19 protein-coding genes and 1 riboswitch are annotated in these 22424 nt (G+C 50.2%); of the genes, 13 read left to right on the top strand and 6 right to left on the bottom strand.

The annotated features are described in order from the left end of the window. Nucleotides 1–71: 71 nt before the first annotated feature. On the bottom strand, nucleotides 72–971 hold the full coding sequence (locus IE094_RS13500) for an HNH endonuclease (protein WP_189641244.1): 900 nt from the start codon (nucleotides 969–971) through the stop codon (nucleotides 72–74). A 100-nt stretch (nucleotides 972–1071) separates the two neighbouring features. Between IE094_RS13500 and IE094_RS13495 the strand changes: the two genes are divergently transcribed. Beyond that, complete coding sequence (locus IE094_RS13495) at nucleotides 1072–1497, top strand: hypothetical protein (RefSeq protein WP_189641243.1); 426 nt, start codon at nucleotides 1072–1074, stop codon at nucleotides 1495–1497. Between the two features lie 56 nt (nucleotides 1498–1553). Beyond that, entirely contained in the window at nucleotides 1554–1904 is a 351-nt protein-coding gene (locus IE094_RS13490) for a RidA family protein (RefSeq protein WP_189641242.1), read from the top strand. A gap of 24 nt (nucleotides 1905–1928) precedes the next feature. Here the strand turns inward: IE094_RS13490 and msrC are convergent, their stop codons facing one another. Next, entirely contained in the window at nucleotides 1929–2381 is a 453-nt protein-coding gene (msrC, locus tag IE094_RS13485; protein WP_189641241.1) for a free L-methionine (R)-S-oxide reductase MsrC, read from the bottom strand. A gap of 238 nt (nucleotides 2382–2619) precedes the next feature. Here msrC and IE094_RS13480 point away from each other — a divergent pair, with 238 nt between their 5' ends. From IE094_RS13480 to IE094_RS13460, 5 genes are all read left to right on the top strand, one after another. Further along, nucleotides 2620–3921 carry an extracellular solute-binding protein gene (locus IE094_RS13480; protein WP_189641240.1) on the top strand — a complete coding sequence of 434 codons (1302 nt, stop codon included), beginning with the start codon at nucleotides 2620–2622 and terminating at the stop codon, nucleotides 3919–3921. Between the two features lie 65 nt (nucleotides 3922–3986). Then, complete coding sequence (locus tag IE094_RS13475) at nucleotides 3987–4868, top strand: ABC transporter permease subunit (protein ID WP_189641239.1); 882 nt, start codon at nucleotides 3987–3989, stop codon at nucleotides 4866–4868. Nucleotides 4869–4878: 10 nt separating this feature from the next. Beyond that, a complete protein-coding gene (gene ugpE, locus IE094_RS13470; RefSeq protein WP_189641238.1) occupies nucleotides 4879–5766 on the top strand; it encodes a sn-glycerol-3-phosphate ABC transporter permease UgpE in 888 nt (295 codons plus the stop codon). Between the two features lie 10 nt (nucleotides 5767–5776). Then, entirely contained in the window at nucleotides 5777–6832 is a 1056-nt protein-coding gene (locus IE094_RS13465) for a sn-glycerol-3-phosphate import ATP-binding protein UgpC (RefSeq protein WP_189641237.1), read from the top strand. After that, nucleotides 6829–7824 carry an endonuclease/exonuclease/phosphatase family protein gene (locus IE094_RS13460; RefSeq protein WP_189641236.1) on the top strand — a complete coding sequence of 332 codons (996 nt, stop codon included), beginning with the start codon at nucleotides 6829–6831 and terminating at the stop codon, nucleotides 7822–7824. Before IE094_RS13465 ends, IE094_RS13460 begins: the two co-directional genes overlap by 4 nt. 48 nt (nucleotides 7825–7872) lie before the next feature. Here the strand turns inward: IE094_RS13460 and IE094_RS13455 are convergent, their stop codons facing one another. Continuing rightward, a complete protein-coding gene (locus tag IE094_RS13455; protein WP_189641235.1) occupies nucleotides 7873–8526 on the bottom strand; it encodes a peroxiredoxin in 654 nt (217 codons plus the stop codon). Between the two features lie 68 nt (nucleotides 8527–8594). Further along, entirely contained in the window at nucleotides 8595–9341 is a 747-nt protein-coding gene (locus IE094_RS13450; RefSeq protein WP_189641234.1) for a sulfite exporter TauE/SafE family protein, read from the bottom strand. A gap of 110 nt (nucleotides 9342–9451) precedes the next feature. Between IE094_RS13450 and IE094_RS13445 the strand changes: the two genes are divergently transcribed. Continuing rightward, on the top strand, nucleotides 9452–10885 hold the full coding sequence (locus tag IE094_RS13445; RefSeq protein WP_189641233.1) for an aldehyde dehydrogenase family protein: 1434 nt from the start codon (nucleotides 9452–9454) through the stop codon (nucleotides 10883–10885). 70 nt (nucleotides 10886–10955) lie between these two features. Continuing rightward, entirely contained in the window at nucleotides 10956–12134 is a 1179-nt protein-coding gene (locus IE094_RS13440; RefSeq protein ID WP_189641232.1) for a lytic murein transglycosylase, read from the top strand. Between the two features lie 54 nt (nucleotides 12135–12188). Here the strand turns inward: IE094_RS13440 and smc are convergent, their stop codons facing one another. Next, entirely contained in the window at nucleotides 12189–15647 is a 3459-nt protein-coding gene (smc, locus tag IE094_RS13435; protein WP_189641231.1) for a chromosome segregation protein SMC, read from the bottom strand. Nucleotides 15648–15859: 212 nt separating this feature from the next. Continuing rightward, nucleotides 15860–16077: riboswitch (cobalamin riboswitch) on the top strand. A 113-nt stretch (nucleotides 16078–16190) separates the two neighbouring features. Between smc and IE094_RS13430 the strand changes: the two genes are divergently transcribed. The 3 genes from IE094_RS13430 (at nucleotide 16191) to IE094_RS13420 (ending at nucleotide 18429) form a co-directional block, all read left to right on the top strand. Continuing rightward, on the top strand, nucleotides 16191–16838 hold the full coding sequence (locus IE094_RS13430) for a HupE/UreJ family protein (protein ID WP_189641230.1): 648 nt from the start codon (nucleotides 16191–16193) through the stop codon (nucleotides 16836–16838). A 68-nt stretch (nucleotides 16839–16906) separates the two neighbouring features. Then, nucleotides 16907–17983, top strand: a complete 1077-nt coding sequence (cobW, locus tag IE094_RS13425) for a cobalamin biosynthesis protein CobW (protein WP_189641229.1) — start codon at nucleotides 16907–16909, stop codon at nucleotides 17981–17983. Next, nucleotides 17980–18429, top strand: a complete 450-nt coding sequence (locus IE094_RS13420; RefSeq protein ID WP_189641228.1) for a GNAT family N-acetyltransferase — start codon at nucleotides 17980–17982, stop codon at nucleotides 18427–18429. The genes cobW and IE094_RS13420 overlap by 4 nt, the downstream gene beginning before the upstream one ends. Nucleotides 18430–18448: 19 nt before the next feature. Here the strand turns inward: IE094_RS13420 and IE094_RS13415 are convergent, their stop codons facing one another. Then, complete coding sequence (locus IE094_RS13415) at nucleotides 18449–18652, bottom strand: hypothetical protein (protein ID WP_189641227.1); 204 nt, start codon at nucleotides 18650–18652, stop codon at nucleotides 18449–18451. A 79-nt stretch (nucleotides 18653–18731) separates the two neighbouring features. Here IE094_RS13415 and cobN point away from each other — a divergent pair, with 79 nt between their 5' ends. Next, nucleotides 18732–22424: a cobaltochelatase subunit CobN gene (gene cobN, locus IE094_RS13410; RefSeq protein WP_189641226.1), complete on the top strand. Its 3693-nt coding sequence runs from the start codon at nucleotides 18732–18734 to the stop codon at nucleotides 22422–22424.

Here is a 22424-nt window from a genome sequence, read left to right as displayed (position 1 = left end):
CCTCGCATTTGCGGGGCCTTTTTTGTTTGGTTTTTCAAGCTCTGAGAGCGAGAAAATCTCTCACAGCGAAATCAGTTCTTAAAACAGTTTTCCCTATGCCACTTAATAAATTCTGATCTTGGCTGATTGGCAAGACGCTCTGGTGCCAATAGTTTGCCAGACGAATTAATCATATTGTTTACTGCTTCAATGTCGTTGCTTTGACGAGATACAAGTATCGTTAGATCATCGGACAGCCCAACAAGGCCACGATCAAACATCCAATGTGCGGTACCCGACAAAGCCAATCCATTACTCACAATATCAGGGCCATTATATTCTACTGGCCTGATATGGGCCGCTTCCACTTCTGCACGCCCGCCACCGTTGATAAGCCGCAGCCCAGTTATGGCACAGCGTTCGCCGTATACTCGTAACACGTTTTTCCGAAAGTTACGATCGCGCACGGCTCGATTGGAAATTTGCAGTACCCTTTCGCGCGCCGGTATGCGCTGAAAAGGTAATTGTTGTTCGTTAAATCCTTCGCTAGGGATGTGCTCACCTTCACGGGGTAAAATATCTTCTTCTCGCCCCAAGCCCTTTTCAACAATGCGCGCAAAGTCTTCTGCGGACAACGGCCTTACCGCGGCTTGGGCACGTCCGGAAATATTCCCATGTGCATTCAATAACCCTGTTTCGACAACTTCATTATTCTGCCTAAATGAAACAGGATCGCCAAAGTCAAGATATGAGCTAGGTGCGATAATCGCTAAAAACATATCGTCATGTGTAGGGTCTTTGATAATTTCTTGGACTTTTGCGACAGCAAAATAACCTTTGGTGCTCTTAACTTTACTCGGCTCTAAATAGACAACCCAGTCGCCCTCGCATTGTTTTGCACGAGACAAATATTGCTTGGGAAACTGGTATCGTTCAGATGGGACATCATCGTAAATTGAATCAGATTTATGAATAAATATACCAAACGCCATACGTGTAAGTCTGAAGTAATTCCTTCCCTATGGCAATCGCTGAAAAGTTGCGAACCACCCCCCATTTGCCCCAACCCTCAACCTTTGCTACCATCCCCTTATGCGTACACCTTGGCATATCTGGCTGATCGGCATTGTCTCTCTGATTTGGAATAGTTTCGGAGCGCTTGATTATGTCATGACACAAACCCGTAACGAGGCTTATCTTGCCAGTTTCACCCCGGAACAGCTTGCGTTTTTTCACAGCTTTCCCGCATGGGCCGATGGCACTTGGGCGCTGGCGGTTTGGGCGTCTGTGGCAGGGTCAATCCTTTTGCTGCTGCGCTCGCGCTTTGCGGTGACGGCATTTATCATTTCATTCATTGCGATGATCATCACCACATTCCACAACTTGGTTCTGGCAGAAGTGAAAGCATATGAAATTATGGGGCCAGAGGCCGTGATTATTTCCATCGTTATATTCATCATCGCGCTTGCGCTCATGCTCTATGCGCGTGCGCAAAAAATACGCGGCGTGTTACGCTAGACAGGCGTAAATTTCTGACCTAATCCTTTGGCAAGTCAACCAAAGGAAAACAACCCATGTCCATCACCCGTCACGATTCAAACCAACGCATGTCGCAACTTGTTGTTCACGGCAACACTGCCTATTTGGCGGGGCAAGTCGCCGATGATTTCAACGCCGATATCACCACCCAAACACAACAAGTGCTGGCCAAGGTTGAATCCCTGCTCGCCACCGCGGGATCGGACAAGGATCACATTCTATCCGCCACCATCATCATCAAAGATATGGCACAGTTTGGCGAAATGAATGCGGTTTGGGATGCATGGGTTGCCGATTCTGGCAAACCCGCGCGCGCCGCCATTCAGGCCGATATGGCCGCGCCAAATATTTTGGTTGAAATCTGTGTCATCGCAGCAGTGAAATAATTTTGGGGGCGCAGATTTGCGCCCCTATCCAAATGTCGATTTTAAGATCGCGGATAATGCATCCGCATCCGCTTGCGTAAACGCACCTGGCTGATCGCTGTCGATATCAAACACCCCGATTAATTCACCCGCGCGATCATAAACGGGAATTACCAATTCGGATTGCGTGGAACTGGCACAGGCGATGTGCCCGTCAAACGCATTCACATCCGCCACCAATTGCGTTTCACCCGAACGGGCCGCCGCGCCGCACACACCACGCGAAAATGGGATCACCAAACATCCGTGCCCGCCCTGATACGGGCCGATTTTCATCAGATCGGGTTCAACCACGCGGTAAAACCCCGTCCAATCAAACCGATCATCGGCATGATGTACCTCGCAGGCGACTGTTGCCATTAATGCCACCTGATCGGATTCGCCCGATGTTAAACTGTCAATGGATTTGGCCAGATCAGCGTAATTTACGTTACCCATTTTTGTCCCTCTTTGCCCGACGACCTGTCCGACGGATGTCCGACACATGTCATACGGGTGTCCCACGGATGTCCGCAAGGAGAAAATCACAAATGGTAGAGCGCGATTTTTTTCGTTTTTGTTCTTTTGATCAAAATTTTACACAAGCGTCATACGCATGTTTTTTCACTGTTACATCGGTTCCCTATTCGCCCCTCACTGCACCCGCTGGGGTGCTTTGCAAATTTAGGAAACAACGATGAACTTGAAAAACACTCTGCTCGCCAATGCAGTTGCATTGGGCATGGCAACAGCAGCAACAGCACAAACAGAAATATCTTGGTGGCACGGTATGGGCGGTTCGCTGGGGGACACGGTCAACCAAATCGCATCTGATTTCAACGCAAGCCAGTCAGATTATAAAATCACACCCGTTTTCAAAGGCACATACGAAGAAACATTGACCGCAGGAATCGCCGCATTCCGCGCGGGCGAACAACCAAACATCATGCAGGTGTTTGATGCAGGTGCCGCAACAGTGATCGGCGCCAAGGGTGCAGTTGTGCCAGTACAAGATTTATTCGCGGCCAACGACGTACCATTCAACATCGAAGATTACATCGCAGGTGTGCGTTATTTCTATGCAGACGAAGATGGTAAAATGATCGGCATGCCGTTCAATTCATCCACACCAATTCTGTATTACAACACAGAAGCCCTTGAAAAGGCTGGCGTAACAGCCCCAAAAACATGGGAAGAATTTGAATCCGTGACCGCCCCAGCATTGAAAGATGCGGGTTACATTGCCCTAGCGCAATCGCACATGCCGTGGATTTTCACAGAAAACTTCTTCTCTCGTCACAACATCCCATTTGCGACAAACAACAACGGTTATGGTGGCACAGACGTGACAATCAACGCCGATGCACCTGAATTGAAAGCGCATTTCGAAGCATTCAAAAGCTGGATCGACAACGGTTATGCTGGTTTCTTTGGCGCAGCGTGGGATGACAACGCAAAGCCATTTGAATCTGGCGAAGTTGCCATGTGGTTGGGTTCATCCGGTTCATTCGGTGGTTTGGTTCAAAAAGCGGATTTTGATTTTTCCGCTACCGTTTTGCCATACTGGGAAGGTGTGACCAAAGAGCCAAAACAAACCTTCATCGGTGGTGCAGCATTGTTCGCGATGGCAGGCAAATCTGATGCAGAAAACAAAGCTACCGCTGAATTTTTCCGCTTCATGACATCACCAGAGGTTCAATACATGTGGCACAAAGAAACTGGTTATGTGCCAATCACAGAGGCCGCATATGAAATGGCCAAAGCCGATGGTCACTATGATCGTTTTCCAGCTGCTGAAACAGGTATCCAACAATTGCAATTGCCAGCTGGTGAATGGACCAAAGGATACCGCATGGGTTTCTATGTTCAAATCCGCGACGTGATGAACCGTGAATACACACGCTACCTGACAGGTGAAACATCACTGGATGATGCGTTTGGCGCGATCAAATCAGAAGCAGATAAACTGCTTGCACGTTTCGCAAAAACGCAAAGCTAACACCCCCACAAATCCGACAGGCAGCCGCAACTTTGGCTGCCTGTTTTCGTTCAGGAGAATACACATTGAAACGCGCAGGCTTTGCCAACTATTGGCTCCCGATTTTGTTATTGCTACCGCAGCTGACAATCATCGCAGTTTTCTTTTACTGGCCCGCGTTTAACGCGGTGCAATCATCGTTTTATCTACAAGACCCATTTGGGTTTGGATCGCAATTTGTCGGGTTTGAAAACTATTCCGATTTGTTCGCATCTAAAGAATATGCCAAGGTCGCACGTTTCACATTGCTGTTCACATTGTTGGTCACTGCAACCTCGCTTGCCACTGCATTATTGTTGGCGGTCAAAGCAGACAAGGTTCTGCGCGGCGCACGTACATATAAAACACTATTGATGTGGGTATATGCCGTGGCACCACCCGTTGCGGGCTTGATGGGTGTGATGTTGTTTGACCAAAACATCGGATCGGTAACCGATCTGTTTGCATGGTTTGGATATGATTATCGTCTGGGCGTAAATTACTGGGATACAGCATTTGCAATGATCATTGTTTCGGTCTGGATTCAGATCCCTGTGAATTTCATTTTCTTCCTTTCGGGTTTGCAATCAATCCCGCAACATGTGCGTGAAGCAGCAATGATTGATAACCCATCTGGCTTTGGCCGTTTTTGGCAGATCACATTTCCACTGCTCGCGCCAACCGCGTTTTTCTTGCTGATCATCAACATCACATATGCGCTGTTCGATACATTTGGCATCATTGATACACTGGTCAAAAACAACCCCGCCAGCAACCCGATGACACTGGTTTACAAAGTGTTTGTCGATGGTTTCCGAGGCAATGATATGGGTGGTTCATCTGCGCAATCTGTTGTGTTGATGGTGCTTGTTCTTGCTCTCACCATTTTTCAGTTCCGCTTGTTGGAACGCCGCATTCATTATACGTAAGGCGCGCAAAATGACCGATATAACATCCACAACACCGCGCGCGAAAAAACGGTTTCGCTGGTCGGCGATTTTTGATCATTCGATCCTGATCCTTGGTTCATTATTCATGTTGCTGCCTGTGTTTTTGGCACTAACAACATCCAGCCATGACAATGTTGAAATCCAACGCGAAGGTTTGAAATTCTGGTTTGGCAATGACATCGACGAAAACTTTGGCAATGCCATGTTTGAAAAAGGTGGCTTTACCAAAACGGTGACAGGCATGACTATGTTGATGAATTCATTCATCCTTGGGATCGGATTTGCGGTTGGTAAAATCATCCTGTCGATGATGGCGGCATATGCGATTGTATATTTCCGGTTCCGGTTTGCAACATTTGCATTTTGGATAATCTTCACGACGATTTTGTTGCCCCTAGAGGTGCGCATTTTACCATCTTACGAGGTGATCCAAAGCATTGGATTAACCAATAGCTACACCGGCCTGATCGTACCTTTGCTGGCATCCGCCACAGGCACGTTTTTCTTTCGCCAATTTTTTCTGTCCGTCCCCGAAGAGTTGGTCGAGGCTGCACGCATTGATGGCGCAGGGCCAGTGAAATTTTTCGTCGATATCTTGGTGCCTTTGTCGCAAACCATGATTGCTGCGATATTTATCATCATGTTTGTGTATGGTTGGAACCAATATTTGTGGCCCACTTTGATCACAACGGACGAAGGTCTGTTCACATTGGTGCGCGGCATTCGTCAAATCATCCAAGCCTATGCCGAAGGCAGCGAAATCCCCGAATATGGTCAGGCCATGGCATTGGCGCTGATCGCAATGTTGCCCCCCGTGGCAATCGTTATTTTCTTCCAGTCTTGGTTCGTCAAAGGCTTGGTCGAGTCTGATAAATAGGAAAATAAAAATGGCAAACGTAAGCGTCAAAAATATACGCAAAACCTATCCCAATGGAACAGAGGCCGTGATGCCGTGCAATTTTGATATTGCCGATGGTGAATTGGTGGTTTTGGTTGGGCCATCTGGCTGTGGTAAATCCACGTTGTTGCGCATGGTCGCAGGGCTAGAGGATATTACCGATGGCGAATTGCAAATTGGTGATCGTGTGGTCAATGATCTGGACCCTGCCGAACGCGATATCGCGATGGTGTTCCAAAACTATGCGCTTTACCCACATATGAGCGTTTATAAAAACATGGCCTATGGTTTGAAAAACCGTGGCACATCCAAGAACGATATTGATCAAAAGGTTCGCGAAGCATCCGCGATGTTAAATCTTGATGATTACCTTGATCGCCGCCCAAGCCAGCTATCTGGTGGGCAACGCCAGCGTGTGGCGATGGGGCGTGCGATAGTGCGTGATCCTGCGTTGTTTTTATTTGATGAACCGCTATCCAATCTGGATGCAAAGCTGCGCAATCAAATGCGTATCGAAATTCGTAACTTACAACGGCGCCTTGGCGTCACAGCCATGTATGTAACCCATGATCAGGTCGAAGCGATGACAATGGCCGATCGCATTTTTGTACTGAACGCTGGGCGCATCGAACAGGTGGGCACACCATCCGAAATTTATCGCACACCTGCATCCACATTTGTCGCAAGCTTCATGGGCGCACCACCGATGAACCTGTTACCCGCGACATACAACGGCAATGGCAGTGTGCATTTGAACGGTGAAACAAGCCTTGCGGTGGGCGCACCCAAAGATCACAAAGGTGATATTCAACTGGGCATTCGCCCCGAAGAGGTGAAATTGGCAACAGGTAAATCTGCAACTCCGTTCAAGCTTGAATTGATCGAAGAACTGGGTGCAAGCCGTCTGTTACATGGCAAACTGGCAGGGCATGATTTTACCGTCAATGCACCAAATAATGATGCGCCACTTGCCGATGATCTGATGTTGGATATCCCATCTGATGCTTTGCACATGTTCGATCATGAAACAGGAAAACGGCTATGACAAATTTGCTTGACCACCTGCCATTGGCAAGTGCGGCCATGCGTAAACGCATCGTCACTGTTGAACGAAATGCTTCTGAACACCGCGCGATCATGAAAGATTTTCCAGCAATGCATTTGTTGGAAACAGGCGGGAAATCGGGAACGTCAGAGCTTTCTAAATCATTCAACGTGGTTGCCTGGAATTTGGAACGTTGTTTGTTTCCAGAGGATAGCGTTGCACATCTGGCATCCCTGAAACCTGATGTGATTTTATTGTCCGAAATGGACAGCGGCATGTCTCGCACAGCGCAGCGCAACACAACCGCAGAAATGGCAGCGGCGGCAGGTATGTCGTACCTGTACGGCGTTGAATTTTTCGAACTCGATTTGGGCGGCCCAACCGAGCGCAAATTCTGCAAAGACGATTTTAATACGTCTGGTTGGCACGGGAACGGAATGCTGACATCTGCCAAACCAAAGGATGCGTTATTGATCCGCCTTGACGATCATGGCCATTGGTTTGCACCTGATGAAAATGCGGGCGACAATCAACAACCCCGTGTGGGTGGGCGCATGGCCGTAGCTGCGATCATCCCAACAGCGGGCGGTGATGTGTGTTTCGTATCCACCCACCTAGAAAGCAACGCAGTAGTCGCACATCGCCACAAACAGTTTGTTGTATTGTTGGATGCCATCGATAAATTTGCGCCCGATTTACCCGTTGTAATCGGAGGCGATTTAAACACAGGAAATCATTTGGATGATGGCGATTGGCGCCGCGAAACATTGTTCGATTATGCCCGCTCGCGCGGATATAGCTGGGATACAAACGCCAAAGGCGTCACAACCCAAGCCAGCCTGATTACACCCCACCTTGATCGCGAAATGAAACTAGATTGGTTTTGCACACGTGGCGTTTTGGGATCTGATGCACAGATTATAAACGCAACAAATCTAGATGGGAAACCATTGGCCGATCATCACGCCATCAAGGCATGTTTTTCGTCATAATTAAAAAGGGGCGCAAAACCCGCGCCCCTTTTTAAATTCAATTCTCTATTATGATGGCAACGATGTTTTGCGCAGATATGGCAGAACCGTTTCAAATTCACCAAACTTTGCTTTCGCATCGTCGTTGCTTACGGTTGGCGGAATAATCACATCTTCGCCGCTGACCCAGTTTGCAGGTGTTGCAACGCCGTGTTTGCTTGATGCTTGCAACGCATCAAGAGCACGTAGGATTTCCGCAAAATTACGGCCAACCGTCATTGGATATGTCATCGACAATTTTAACTGTTTATCGGGCCCAATGATGAAAACCGAACGCACGGTCGCGCTGTCCGCTGGCGTGCGCCCATCGGGCAAATATGCCTCTGCTGGTAGCATATCAAATGCTTTGGACACTTCTAATCCTTCGTCGGCGATAATCGGGAAACCAGCGGTTGCGCCTGATACCTTTTCAATGTCCACTTTCCATTTTTTATGATCGGACACGCCATCGACGGAAACACCCATCACCTTGGTTCCGCGTTTTTCCCATTCATCGGCAAGCTGTGCAACGGCGCCGAATTCCGTGGTACACACGGGGGTGAAATCTTTGGGGTGGGAAAATAAAATGGCCCAGCTATCCCCGATCCAGTCGTGGAATTTTACGGTGCCAGTGTCGGTTTCCGCGGTGAAATTTGGAACAACGTCGTTAATGCGCAATGACATGGAAGACTCCTGTTATGTGGTTGCAATGTGAATTTCGACTCAGAGGGTGATACAAATCACCCCCAACTTCAAGCGCCCATTATTCCGCGTCGGATCAGGTTGATCCCAAGCAGCAGGAACGCAAACAAAAAAGCCTTCATGAATTGCGCCGTATCCATGCGTTTGCGAATGCGTTCACCAAAATACATACCAACAAATGTTGGCACCAACAATCCGCTACCAAGGATTGCAATTTGTAACGTCAATTCACCTGTCACAATAAACCCAGCCATCAAAAATATGGATTGCACGGAAAACATCACACCCAATGTTTGTATCATCACGTCGCGTTCAAGGCGCAGCGCCATCAGATACACCGCCAATGGCGGCCCCCAAATGGCCGTAAGTCCGCCCAAAATACCGCTACCAATTCCTGCGCCGATTTGTGCAGAGGTCGTGTATTTTGGTGTTAACCGTGGGATCGCGCCATACAGGCTGGTCACGGCAAATAACACCATCGCGCCGCCAACACATGTTTGCAACAAAGCCAATGGCACCTTTGCGCCGATCAGAGCCACCAGAAATATTCCTGCACATGCGAATGTGGCGAAATATTTGTGCCGCTTTAATATCACCCACATCGACCCGCCAACAGATGCTTGGCGAAAATTGGTTGCCATAATCGCAAACAAAATCATCGCCACCGCTGCGCGTGGTTCGTAAAAAAATGTGAGCAACCCGACCAACAGCGCAGGAAACCCAATCCCCAACGCGCCTTTGACAACGCCACCAAATAAAAATATTGCTGTAAGCAACCCGATCTCTGACAGTTCCACTTTTCCCTCGTGCGGTTTCGATTTCCCAAATGTCGTAAAATCGATGTTGCGTTACGTTAATAGCGGTGTAACTGTCCCCAACAAACAAGTCCAATCGATATAGGTGTCACATGCTTGATAAACGCGAATTTTACATCAACGGCAAATGGGTCAAACCCGCCAAAGCAAAAGATTTTGAAGTCATCAACCCAGCAACAGAAGAACCATTTGCGGTGATTTCACTGGGTGGTCAGGCCGATACAGATGCGGCGGTTGACGCGGCACGTAATGCGTTTTCAACATGGTCTGTCACATCAAAACAAACACGTATTGATTTGTTGAAATCAATTTATGACGAATACAAAAAACGTGCCGATGATATGGCTGTGGCGATCAGCAATGAAATGGGCGCGCCCATCACATTGTCGCAAACACAGCAATTCACAACGGGCATCAGCCACATCAAAAAATTCATTCATGCATTGGAAGAATTCGAATTCGAACATCCGATTGATGGCCACCCAACGGAAATGATCCTACACGAACCCATTGGCGTTTGTGGTTTGATCACGCCGTGGAACTGGCCAATGAACCAAATCTGTCTAAAGGTTATTCCGGCAATTGCGGTTGGTTCCACCACCATTCTTAAACCGTCAGAGGTTTCACCGCTTTCTGCTCATGTGTTTTCTGAAGTTATGGATGCGGCTGGTTGTCCCGCTGGTGTTTATAACTATCTCAACGGTGATGGCGTTGGTGTTGGCACACAGCTTTCATCGCACAAAGATGTCGATATGATTTCCTTTACCGGTTCAACGCGCGCGGGCACCGCAATCACCAAGGCAGCAGCAGACAGCGTGAAACGCGTTACGCTCGAATTGGGTGGCAAAGGTGCCAATGTGGTTTACGCCGATGCGGACGAAAACGCCGTTAAACGTGGCACACAGCATGTATTCAATAACACTGGTCAATCCTGTAACGCGCCGACACGTATGTTGGTTGAACGCTCCATTTATGACAACGCCGTGGAAATTGCAGCGGAAACCGCAAAGAACCATCCCGTCGGCAACCCAGCGACCGAAGGCCCTCACATGGGCCCACTGGTTTCCGAGGCACAATTCAACAAGGTGCAAGGTTTGATCGAGGTTGGCATCAAAGAGGGCGCACGCCTTGTCGCAGGTGGTCTTGGCCGCCCAGAGGGTATCAACAAAGGTTTCTTTGCACGCCCAACCGTGTTCGCCGATGTAGATAATTCCATGCAAATCGCCCAAGAAGAAATCTTTGGCCCCGTGATGGTGATGATCCCGTTCGACGACGAAGAGCAAGCAATGCAAATCGCCAATGACACGCCATATGGTTTAACCAACTATGTTCAAACCCAAGATCCAGAAAAAGCAAAACGCGCTGCACGCGCGATGCGTTCTGGTATGATCCGTATGAATGGCGACGGTGGCGGTGCTGCATCTCCGTTTGGCGGTTACAAACAATCGGGCAACGGGCGCGAAGGTGGCAAATGGGGTTTGGAGGATTTCCTTGAAATCAAACACGTCACAGGTTGGGACGCTTGAATTTAACACCGATTACGAACATATTAACACCGTCCCAAGGGGCGGTGTTTTCATTTAAAGGAGTCTCTAAATGTTTTTACGATCCACTTTAATTTCGCTCTCGCTTCTTGCGTTGCCAACTCTGGCACTTGCCAAAACGCCCTGTGGCGGCAATTTCAACAGCTTCATCAACGGTGTAAAATCAGAGGCTGCGAAAAAGGGACATTCCAAAGCAGAATTGGACAAGTTTTTTGCCAATGTACGCCAAGATAAAAAAGTGTTGCAACATGATCGATCGCAAGCCGTTTTTCGCCAAAACTTTAGCCAATTCGCTGGCCGCGTTGTCAGTTCCAATCGGTTAAAGGTCGGCGCATCGAAACGCAAACAATACGCCAGTTCCTTTAAATCCGCACAATCAAATTTTGGCGTTCCTTCATCTGTGCTGCTCGCCTTCTGGGCGATGGAAACGGATTTTGGCGCAAACCAAGGGAATTTCAATACATTGAATGCACTAGCAACCCTTGCGCATGATTGCCGTCGCCCACAATTGTTCCGCCCACAAATTTTCGCCACCATCGAGCTTTGGAAAAAAGGTACATTTAATCCTGCAACCAGCAAGGGTGCTTGGGCAGGTGAAATCGGTATGGTGCAGATGTTACCAGAAGACGTGCTTTACCGTGGTGTCGATGGTGATGGCGATGGCAAGGTGAACCTTGTATCATCTGCCCCCGATGCGATCCTTACTTCCGCCAAAGTTTTGTCCAGCCACGGTTGGAAATCAGGGCAACCTTGGATGGTCGAAGTCTCTGTTCCGCAAAACCTAGATTGGGCGAAAACGGGCTTGGGTAAACCGCAATCAGTATCCAGTTGGTCATCAATGGGCGTGAAAGCCCGTGGAAAAATGCCATCTGGAAAATACCAAGCATCCCTTTTGTTGCCAGAGGGTCGCAAAGGCCCTGCATTCCTTGTGTTCCCAAATTTCGACGTTTATTTCAAATGGAACAAATCATTGGTGAACGTGACATCCGCCGCCTATTTTGCAACTCGCCTCGCGGGTGCACCAGCGTTTAACAAAGGCAATCCAGACAAAGCCCTGAGCACCAATCAAATGGTCGCATTACAGAAAAAGCTGAAATCACGCGGTCACGATGTTGGGCGTGTCGATGGCATTCTTGGTGCAAAAACCCGTATTGCGGTGCAAAAAGAACAGGCCCGCGTTGGCCTACCAGCGGACGCATGGCCGACAACCGCACTGTTAAACAAAATCTAATCCATTTTGTAAAAATATCCTCGCCGAAGGCATAAAATCATTTGCCTTTGGCGATCAGCCATCCACCATTTCTTCGGCGGCTTGTAGATCAACCGATACCAACTGGCTAACACCTTGTTCGGCCATTGTCACACCAAACAAACGATCCATCCGTGCCATGGTCACCGCATGGTGGGTGATGATCATAAATCGTGTCTTTGTGCGCTGTGTCATTTCATCAAGCAAATCACAAAAACGCCCGACATTGGCATCATCCAATGGCGCGTCCACCTCGTCCAACACACAAATTGGTGCTGGGTTGGCAAGGAACACAGCAAAGATGAGCGCAAGCGCTGTTAGCGTTTGTTCACCACCTGATAGCAGTGACAGCGTAGATAGTTTTTTACCGGGAGGTTGGCACATAATTTCCAAACCCGCTTCCAACGGATCGTCACTTTCGACCAGAACCAAGTTCGCCTCGCCACCACCAAACAGATGTTTAAACAGATTGGCAAAGTTTCGGTTCACTTCGTCAAAGGCCGCCAACAAGCGCTCGCGTCCCTCTTTGTTCAAACTGGCAATCCCGGAGCGCAACTTTTTAATCGCCTCTTCCAGATCGAGTTTTTCCTCGGCGAGCGTATCGCGTTCTTCGGTTACCTCTTTGGCGTCTTCTTCGGCACGTAAATTCACCGCGCCCAAACCATCGCGTTGACGGCGAAGCCGCGCGACATCCGCCTCGATCCGATCGGCAGGTGGCATTTTTTCAGGGTCTGTTTCCAGTGTTTCCAGCAATGCCTCTGGTTCGATTTCCAACTCTTCGCGAATCCGTTCGGCGGCGGTTGCCACCTGAACGGCGGCCGCATCGGCAACGGCATCTGCGCGCGCGCGGGCTTCGCGGGCCTCGGATGCGCTACGCTCGGCATTGCGTTCCGCTTGTTCGGCATCGCGCAACGCGCCTTCGCCAACAGATAATGCATCGCTGGCCTCTGCAAGCCGTTTTTCCGCATCCGAAATGGATTTCCCCAATTCTTCGCGCTTGGCTTTTATTTCATCTGGTGCTTGGGTCGCGGATTTCAGTTCTGATTCTGAACTGGTCTTGCGCGTTGCCAATTCACCAATACGCTGTTCCGCTGTTTCCAAACGGTGACGCCAACCTGACACCTCTTTCATGATTTCTTGGCGGCGTTTTGTGCGTGCTTCGCCGTCACGCCGCGTTTCATCATACATCGAACGTTTGGTGATCATCGTCATACGCGCGGCCTCAACCGCGACTTTGATCGATTCAACGTTTGTGCGTGCTGCGTCCAAATCATCCAGATCACGCACGCCTGCTTCTGCTTCTTTTACCGATGCGCGTGCAGCGATTGTTTCTTCTTCCAATCGCGATTGCGCGAGCTTAAGCGTTTCAACCTTGCCAGACAGCATATCGCGATCTGCTTCGGCGCGGGATAACTGGCGGTTGGCATTTGCTGCCGTTTCATCCGCAGATTTACGTGTTTGGCGTGCAGTTTGATCCGCTGAAATCAATTCTTGCAATGCGTTATGTACAGTGTCGAAATTTTCTTTTGCACCCGCCATGCGTGAAATCGCGTTGGCGTTCGCCTTGCGTAAATCTTCAAGCCTATTGATTTGTTGTAACCGCAACGCAGATGCCGATGGTGCATCCTCGGCACCAATACGAAAACCATCCCAGCGCCACAGATCGCCCTGTGCGGATACCAATCGTTGACCCGGTTTTAAGTCGGCCTGCAATGCCGCGCCTTGTGCACGTTCAACCACACCGATATGTGCCAAGCGTCGCGCCAACACATCAGGTGCGTCAACATATGCGGCCAAACTATCAACACCCGTTGGTAATGGTGCAATCGCATCATATTCGGGCAAACGTGCCCAACCCGATTCACCATCGGGATCAACCAATGGCGCCTTAAGGTCATCGGCAAGGGCTGCACCCAATGCGGCCTCGTATCCCTTGCGTGCACGGACATTATCGATCAGTTGATCATCATCAGATTTATCACGCGCAATCACACGTTCCAATGCCCCAACTTCGGCACCGAGCGCATTTGCTTCGCCTTCGGCCTCTGACAATGCGGCGCGGGCATCGGAATCTTTGGCCTGTGCGTCTGCGCGTTTACCCTCGATCGCGAGCAGATCTGCATCGGCCTTTAACGCGGCTTCTTGGGCGATGGCGCGTGTTTGTGTTGCCTCTTCAAAACGTGTTTGCGCATCGCCAAGGCTTTCTTCGACAGATAAAACAGAACTGGCCGCTGCATCGCTTTGCTCTGTGCGTTTGTCCAACATCGCCTTTGCATCAGACAGCAACCGATGTGCCGATTGATGACGCGCGGACAGGCGTGCGACATCCTCGGTTAATTTATCTAATGCGGCTTCTTGCTCTTGCATTACACTTGCCGCATCACGTGCGGCGGCATTGGCAGATTCCACTTTTGCGTCATGACCTTCGGACGCTTTTTCGATTTGTTCTTTTTCCCAATCAAGGCGTTTGATGGTTTCTTCTGCGTCTTTGTTCAAACCCTGTTCACGCGTAATATCCGCACCCAATTGGGCGATGCGGCGTTCCAGTGTTTCAATGGTTTCGCGCGCGCGGGCTTCTTGGTCGGCCAAGGTATCGCGCTGTACTTGCAAACGTTGCACAACCGCGGCGGCGATTGCTTGCTCTTCACGCAACGGTGGCACCTTGCCTTCCAACTCGATCCGTTCACGTGCGGATTTGGATGCATCACCTTGCGCCGACGCTGCCTTTTGTGTGGCGGCGGTTAAATCGGTTGCTGCCGCTTGGCGTGCAACATCTGCCTCGCGCCAGCGGCGATACAATAACAACCCTTCAGATTGACGTAGCTCTGCCCCGATTTCGCGGTATCGTTTTGCTTGGCGCGCTTGGCGTGCCAATGAATTTAATTGGCTGTCGAGTTGTTCAACAACATCATCAACCCGCGCCAAGTTGGTTTCGGCCCCTTTTAATTTCAACTCCGCCTCGTGGCGACGCTGATAAAGACCCGAAATGCCCGCGGCCTCTTCCAGAATACGGCGTCTGGATTTCGGCTTTGCATTGATCAATTCCGAAATCATGCCTTGGCGCACCAACGCGGGCGAATGCGCACCTGTTGATGCATCCGCAAACAACATCTGAATATCGCGAGCACGGGTTTCTTTGCCGTTGGCCTTATAGGCAGAACCAACGTCGCGCGTGATGCGACGGGTCACTTCCAACACATCTTGATCATTGAAATTCGCAGGGGCGAGCCGATCAGTGTTATCCAACAACAACAATACTTCGGCATAGTTGCGCGCAGAACGTTTATCCGTGCCTGCGAAAATCACGTCTTCCATGCCGCCGCCGCGCATCGCTTTGGCGCGATTTTCACCCATCACCCAACGCAACGCTTCCAACAGGTTTGATTTACCACAGCCGTTTGGCCCAACAACACCCGTCAGGCCATCCGCAATCACCAATTCCGTGGGGTCCACGAAACTTTTGAAGCCAGTTAATCGTAATTTGGTAAATCGCAACGCGGATTCGCCCCTGTTGATTCTTGTTCGAAACAAAATCCGTTCCCAATGGGGTCTGAGTCAACCCAAAACCACCGTATATTGGGTTTTTGGGCGAGTTATCCACAAGATATCGGTGTTTTTGGCGAAAAATCGGACCAATTGCCCTGTAAAACTGTCGCTAAATTTCATCATTTGTCGGAATCGACCTTGACCAAACCACCCCCATCAGCGCAAAGATAGGGCTGCATGGTTCCCCGTATAGATGCGAAGCGTCTGGGGATGAAATGGGAATATGGTACGGGAATACCCATCAGGGGCCCAAATCCATGACCGCCCCCGCGACTGTATGCGGAGAGTGTTGTCCAATACGCCACTGGCAATCGCTGGGAAGGCACGACAACATGATCGATCCGCAAGTCAGGAGACCAGCCAAGCAACGATGCAGTCGCATCGGCCACAACAAACGGACGGGGTGTTCCGTGATGGTTTCGTTTCGCAATATGTGGAACAACATCGCAACCGAACTCCCCCAAAACACGAAAGATATTTGGGGATTCCATTATGAAAAAATTATTCGCGACACTTGGCGCAGTACTTGCAGCAGGTCCAGCATTGGCACACCACCCATTGGGCGGCGCACCAATGGAAACATTTGCGCATGGCGTATTTTCAGGGATCGGTCACCCTGTGTTGGGTTTTGACCACCTGTTCTTTATCGCACTTGTCGGTATCGCAGCGATTTACACAGGGCGTGCAATGCTAGCACCCGCGGGCTTTATCGGTGGTATGTTGATCGGCACAATCATGATGTCTGCGGGCATCGCATTGCCAGCAATCGAAACCATGATTGTGGGTAGTTTGCTTATCCTTGGTTATATTGTTGCATCTGGACGTGCATTATCTCTGACACCTGCATTGGCGCTGTTTGCGATTGCTGGCCTGTTTCACGGCTCTGCATTTGGCGGTACGATCGCCGAACAAGAAGCGGCCATTGGTGGCGGTGTGATGATCGGTTACTTGCTGGGTCTTGGCGTAACACAATACTTGATCGCATTGGGCGCTGGTTGGGTTGCGAAAAACCTGTGGAACGCAACAGAAGCATCCGCAATGCCTGCGCGTTTGGCTGGTGCAGTGGTTGGCGGCATGGGCGTATTGCTGGCCATGGAGCAAATCGAAGGTGCTGCGTTTGCAGCGCTCGGTTTGGGCTAATCCCTCGCGATTATAACGTTATTACGGTCGGGCAATGCTCGACCGTTTCCATTTTTACAGGATAAAACATGGCTCAAAAAATACCAGCAACCGTTGTCACCGGTTTTCTTGGCGCGGGCAAAACCACGCTCATCCGTCACATGTTGCAAAATGCACAAGGCAAACGCATCGCGTTGATCATTAATGAATTTGGTGATCTGGGCGTTGATGGCGATATCCTGAAGGGATGTGGCGATGAAACATGTACCGAAGATGACATCATGGAGCTGTCCAATGGATGCATCTGTTGCACGGTTGCGGATGATTTCATTCCCACGATGGAAAAATTATTGGCACGCGAAAATAAACCCGATCATATCGTGATCGAAACATCTGGTTTGGCATTGCCACAACCATTAGTGCGCGCATTCAACTGGCCTGAAATTTCAACCAAGGTTACCGTCGATGGCGTTGTCACCGTTGTGGATGGCAAGGCCGTGACCGAAGGGCGTTTTGCCCATAACGTGGCGGCGGTGGATGCGCAGCGCAAATTGGACGAAAACCTTGATCACGAAACGCCGTTGTCCGAATTGTTCGAAGATCAAATCGCTTGTGCCGATATGATTGTGGTGAACAAATCTGATTTGTTGAATGACATAGAATCCGAAACGTTGGTTTCAAATCTGAAATCGGAATCGCGCAAAGGTGTGCAGGTGATTAAGGCCAGCATGGGTGCGCTGCCTGTTGATGTTTTGCTCGGCCAAGGTATCGGTGCCGAGGGTGATTTGGATGCCCGCCACGAAGTTCATCACCACGATCATGATCACGACGATGACCATCACGATGATGATGACCACCATCATCACCACGATCACGACCATGACGAATTTGAAAGCTTTGTCGTTGAGCTGGGTGAAATCGCAGATCCAACAGCATTTGCACAACAGGTTGCCGATGTTATCCGCACCCACGATATTTTACGCCTAAAAGGTTTCGCCGCTGTTCAGGGCAAACCAATGCGTTTGACATTGCAAGCGGTTGGGCCGCGTGTTGATACGTATTTTGACCGCCCCTTTGGTGCGAATGAAACACGCAGCACACGATTGGTTGTGATTGGGCAAGCTGGATTAAAACAATCCGAAATCACAGCAGCGCTATCTGCATGATTACGATTGAAGCAGGGGATCCCCATCACCCACAGGCGACTGCATTGTTACAGGCCAGCCATGCGTTGATGGAATCCCTGTTTCCTGCGGAATCCAACCATTACCTTTCAATTGATGCGCTTTGTGTCCCCGACATCCATTTTCTGGTTGCCAAAAACGATGATCAAATCGTGGGCTGTGGCGCAATCGCAAACAAGGGTGATTACGGCGAAATCAAATCCATGTTTGTCGCAGAGTGTGCGCGTGGCTTGGGCGTGGCAAAATTATTGATGGATGCGTTGGAAAAGCAAGCGCTACTGCAAGATCTTTCTACCGTGCGGCTTGAAACAGGAAATCTGCTACATGCAGCGCATCGTTTGTACGAAGCCTGTGGATTCACTTATGTCGGGCCATTTGGTGATTACCCAGACGATCCCAACAGCCTGTTCATGCAAAAGGTATTATGACAGCACGATGCCTGAACAACTACGCAAACCCTTTTTTGAATTCTTGCGCGGTACGTGGTTTCCACAAATTACCGGCGCGTCTGGTATCGGGCAATGCGCGCCCGCGTGGGATTGCGATGAAATGTTTGGTTTTGCCGCCACGCGGCCCAACCTCTTGAAAAATGATGGCGTTGCTTGGGCAAAGATCGCCTGGTTGCATCGCGTTGCTAATATCAATTGGCATTTTCTGCACCTTTCTATCGTTGCGATCACATCAGATTCTGCACACACAGATTTAACACAAACTTAACAGGTAAAATTGAATGCATTTATTGGCCGCGACCACTGGCAGCATTGATGATGGTTCAGAACCATTTGACCTTGGGCAAACGCCAGCGGATATTGTGTTTATTTCTGCCGCGGATACGGAATTGGCGGCACTGTCCGAAGCGCGTGCGCAAATGGACAATGCACCTGAAATGCGCCTGGCGAGCTTGATGCATTTGCAACATCCGATGTCGGTTGATTTACACATCGATGATTGTGCATCAAAATCCAAATTGGTGATTGCGCGGTGCTTGGGTGGGCGCGGATATTGGCAATACGGTCTGGAACAATACGCAGCACGTTTGGGTGCGGCGGGTATTGCTTTTGCTGCATTGCCTGGTGACGACAAACCTGATGACGAGCTTTGGGAATTATCCACGGTTTCGCGCGATGATTGGAATGCGCTTTGGGCGTATATGGTTGAGGGCGGGCCAGAAAACGCCACGAACTTTATCAACTATGCGCAATCCATGTTGGATGGCTCTGAAAAACCAGCGGCGGCCAGCCCATTACTACGCGCGGGGGTTTATTGGCCGGGTGCGGGAATATCGGACATCGCCACCGCTCAGGGCGCATGGGTTGAAAACGCCCCCGTTGTGCCAATCATTTTTTATCGCGCGTTGGTACAGGGCGCAGGGCTTCACCCCATAAATCGCATGGTGAAATCATTACTGCGCCGTGGATTGAATCCGTTGCCGGTTTTTGTGGCATCCCTAAAAGATCCCGTATCGGTTGCGACACTCGAACATTTGTTCGATGCGGCGAAACCTTCGGTCATTATCAACTGCACCAGCTTTGCGGTTGGATCACCACACCAAGGCGATAATAACGCCGATAATCCATTGACCATGCCCGCTTCAAATAACGCACCAATATTCCAAGCGGTATTATCCGCAAGTGCGGAAGCCGCATGGGAAGAAAACCTTAATGGATTATCCGCGCGTGATATCGCCATGAACGTCGCCTTGCCAGAGGTTGATGGGCGCATCCTATCACGTGCGATATCATTCAAGGGCGAAGCATTTTTTGACGAAGCAACACAATGTCCCATCGCCAGTTATCGCGCACGCGGTGATCGCGTGGAATTTGTTGCGGATTTGGCGGCACATTGGGCACGTCTGCGCAACACGCCAGCAGTGGATAAAAAGGTCGCGCTGATCTTGGCGAATTACCCAAACAAAGATGGGCGTTTGGCAAATGGTGTTGGGCTGGATACACCCGCAGCCACCGTACATGTTTTGAATGCGTTGGCAGCGGATGGTATAAACGTCACCGAAATACCCGCCGACAGCGCAGCGTTGATGACGCAGATTACATCAGGGCCGACAAACTGGCTGACAGATCGCGCGAACCGAACGGGTGGACAGCGATTATCGTTGGCAGATTATGAATCGGCATTTGCCACGCTGCCATTGGCATTGCGGGATCAAATCAATGATCGCTGGGGCGCACCCGCCGATGATCCGTTTGTTGGCAGTGATGGCTTTGCACTATCAATCTTGCAATATGGCAATGCCGTTGTCGGAATCCAGCCCGCGCGTGGATATAATATCGACCCCAAGGATACTTATCACGCGCCCGATCTTGTCCCGCCACATAACTATCTTGCGTTCTATTTCTGGCTGCGAAATCAATTTCAAACCAATGCCATTGTTCACATGGGCAAGCACGGTAATTTGGAATGGCTGCCGGGCAAGGCCGTGGCGTTATCCGATGAGTGTTGGCCAGAGGCGATATTGGGACCAATCCCACATCTTTATCCATTTATCGTCAATGATCCGGGCGAAGGAACACAGGCCAAGCGGCGCTCAAGTGCAGTGATAATTGATCACCTGACACCACCCCTGACGCGTGCGGAAACATACGGGCCGCTGCGTGACTTGGAAGCATTGGTTGACGAATATTACGAGGCCGCGGGTGTTGACCCACGCCGTATTGAACACATCCGCAAAGAGATATTATCCCTAACATCAAGCACGGGCATCGGTGATGACGTCGGCATGAAGGGGACAGACGAAGAAACCGATCTGGCCAAGCTGGATGAATATTTATGTGATCTAAAGGAAGCGCAAATCAGGGATGGTTTGCATATTTTTGGACAATCCCCAACAGGTCGCCTTGAACGCGATTTGATACAGGCATTGTTGCGCATCCCACGCGGTGATGGCATTGGTGCAGACGCCAGTTTGCAACGTGCATTGGCGATTGATCTGGGCCTGGGTTTCGATCCGTTGGATTGTGAAATGGCAAAACCGTGGACGGGTGAACGCCCCGATGTTTTGGCAAATGTTAACGATGATACGTGGCGAACACATGGTGACACCGTGGAGCGATTGGAATTGTTAGCCTCTGCATTGCTGGATGGTCAACCCGTTGGAGACTGGCCACGAACCAACGCCGTTTTGGAATTGGCGCAAAAATCTGTTTTTCCAATTGTGCAATCATGTGGTCCAAACGAACTGGACGGATTGCTCACAGGGGTTCGCGGTGAATTTGTACCACCTGCCCCATCGGGCGCACCAACGCGTGGACGATTGGATGTCTTGCCAACTGGTCGCAATTTTTTCAGCGTTGATAGCCGTGCAGTGCCAACCCCCACCGCCTGGAAATTGGGCTGGAAATCTGCCAATCTGTTGATCGAACGCCATCTGCAAGATCACGGTGATTGGCCGCGTGCAATGTTGCTCACGGCATGGGGCACCGCAAATATGCGCACCGGTGGTGATGATATTGCACAGGCACTGGCGTTGATGGGTGTGAAACCAAAATGGGACAGCGCGAACCGCCGTGTGACGGGATTTGAGATTATTCCGATCACTGCGCTTGGCCGCCCGCGTGTTGATGTTACATTGCGCGTATCTGGTTTTTTCCGCGATGCATTTCCCCAACAAATGGCGCTGGTGGATTCCGCAGCGCGCGCCGTGATGGCATTGGATGAATCCGTTGATATGAACCCTGCCGCCGCGCAATTGAAATCTGAAAACTCAGCAGAAGCCGCATTTCGCGTGTTTGGGTCAAAACCAGGCGCATATGGTGCTGGCTTGCAGGCAATGATCGATGAACGTCTTTGGGCGGATAAGGGCGATTTGGCCAATGCTTATCTGGAATGGGGCGGGTATGCTTATGGCGCAAAGGGCGATGGTGTGCGTGCACGCGGCGCCTTGGAAAACCGACTGTCACAGGTTGATGCCGTTGTGCAAAACCAAGACAACCGCGAACATGATATTTTGGATAGTGACGACTATTATCAATTCGAAGGTGGTGCGGCGGCGGCGGTATCCACCCTGCAAGGCGTCGATCGCCCAATTTATCACAATGATCATTCGCGCCCCGAACGCCCCGTCATTCGCACGTTGGATGATGAAATCGGGCGTGTGGTGCGCAGCCGAGTTGTAAACCCCAAATGGATCGATGGCGTGAAACGCCACGGGTACAAAGGGGCGTTTGAAATGGCGGCAACGCTGGATTATCTCTTCGCCTTTGCCGCAACAACAGGTGCGGTAAAAAATCACCATTTTGATTTGGTCGAAGCCGCATTTATCGGCGACGACGATACACGCGAATTTATCCACGATGCCAATCCAGCCGCACTTCGTGAAATGGCAGAGCGTTTACAAGAAGCAATTGATCGTGGGCTTTGGACGCCAAAATCCAACAGCGCACGCGCACGCATCGAAGAACTTTTATAA

This window comes from Paramylibacter ulvae (assembly GCF_014652655.1).
GTDB classification, from domain to species: domain Bacteria; phylum Pseudomonadota; class Alphaproteobacteria; order Rhodobacterales; family Rhodobacteraceae; genus Amylibacter; species Amylibacter ulvae.
This window is presented reverse-complemented; position numbering and strand designations above follow the sequence as displayed.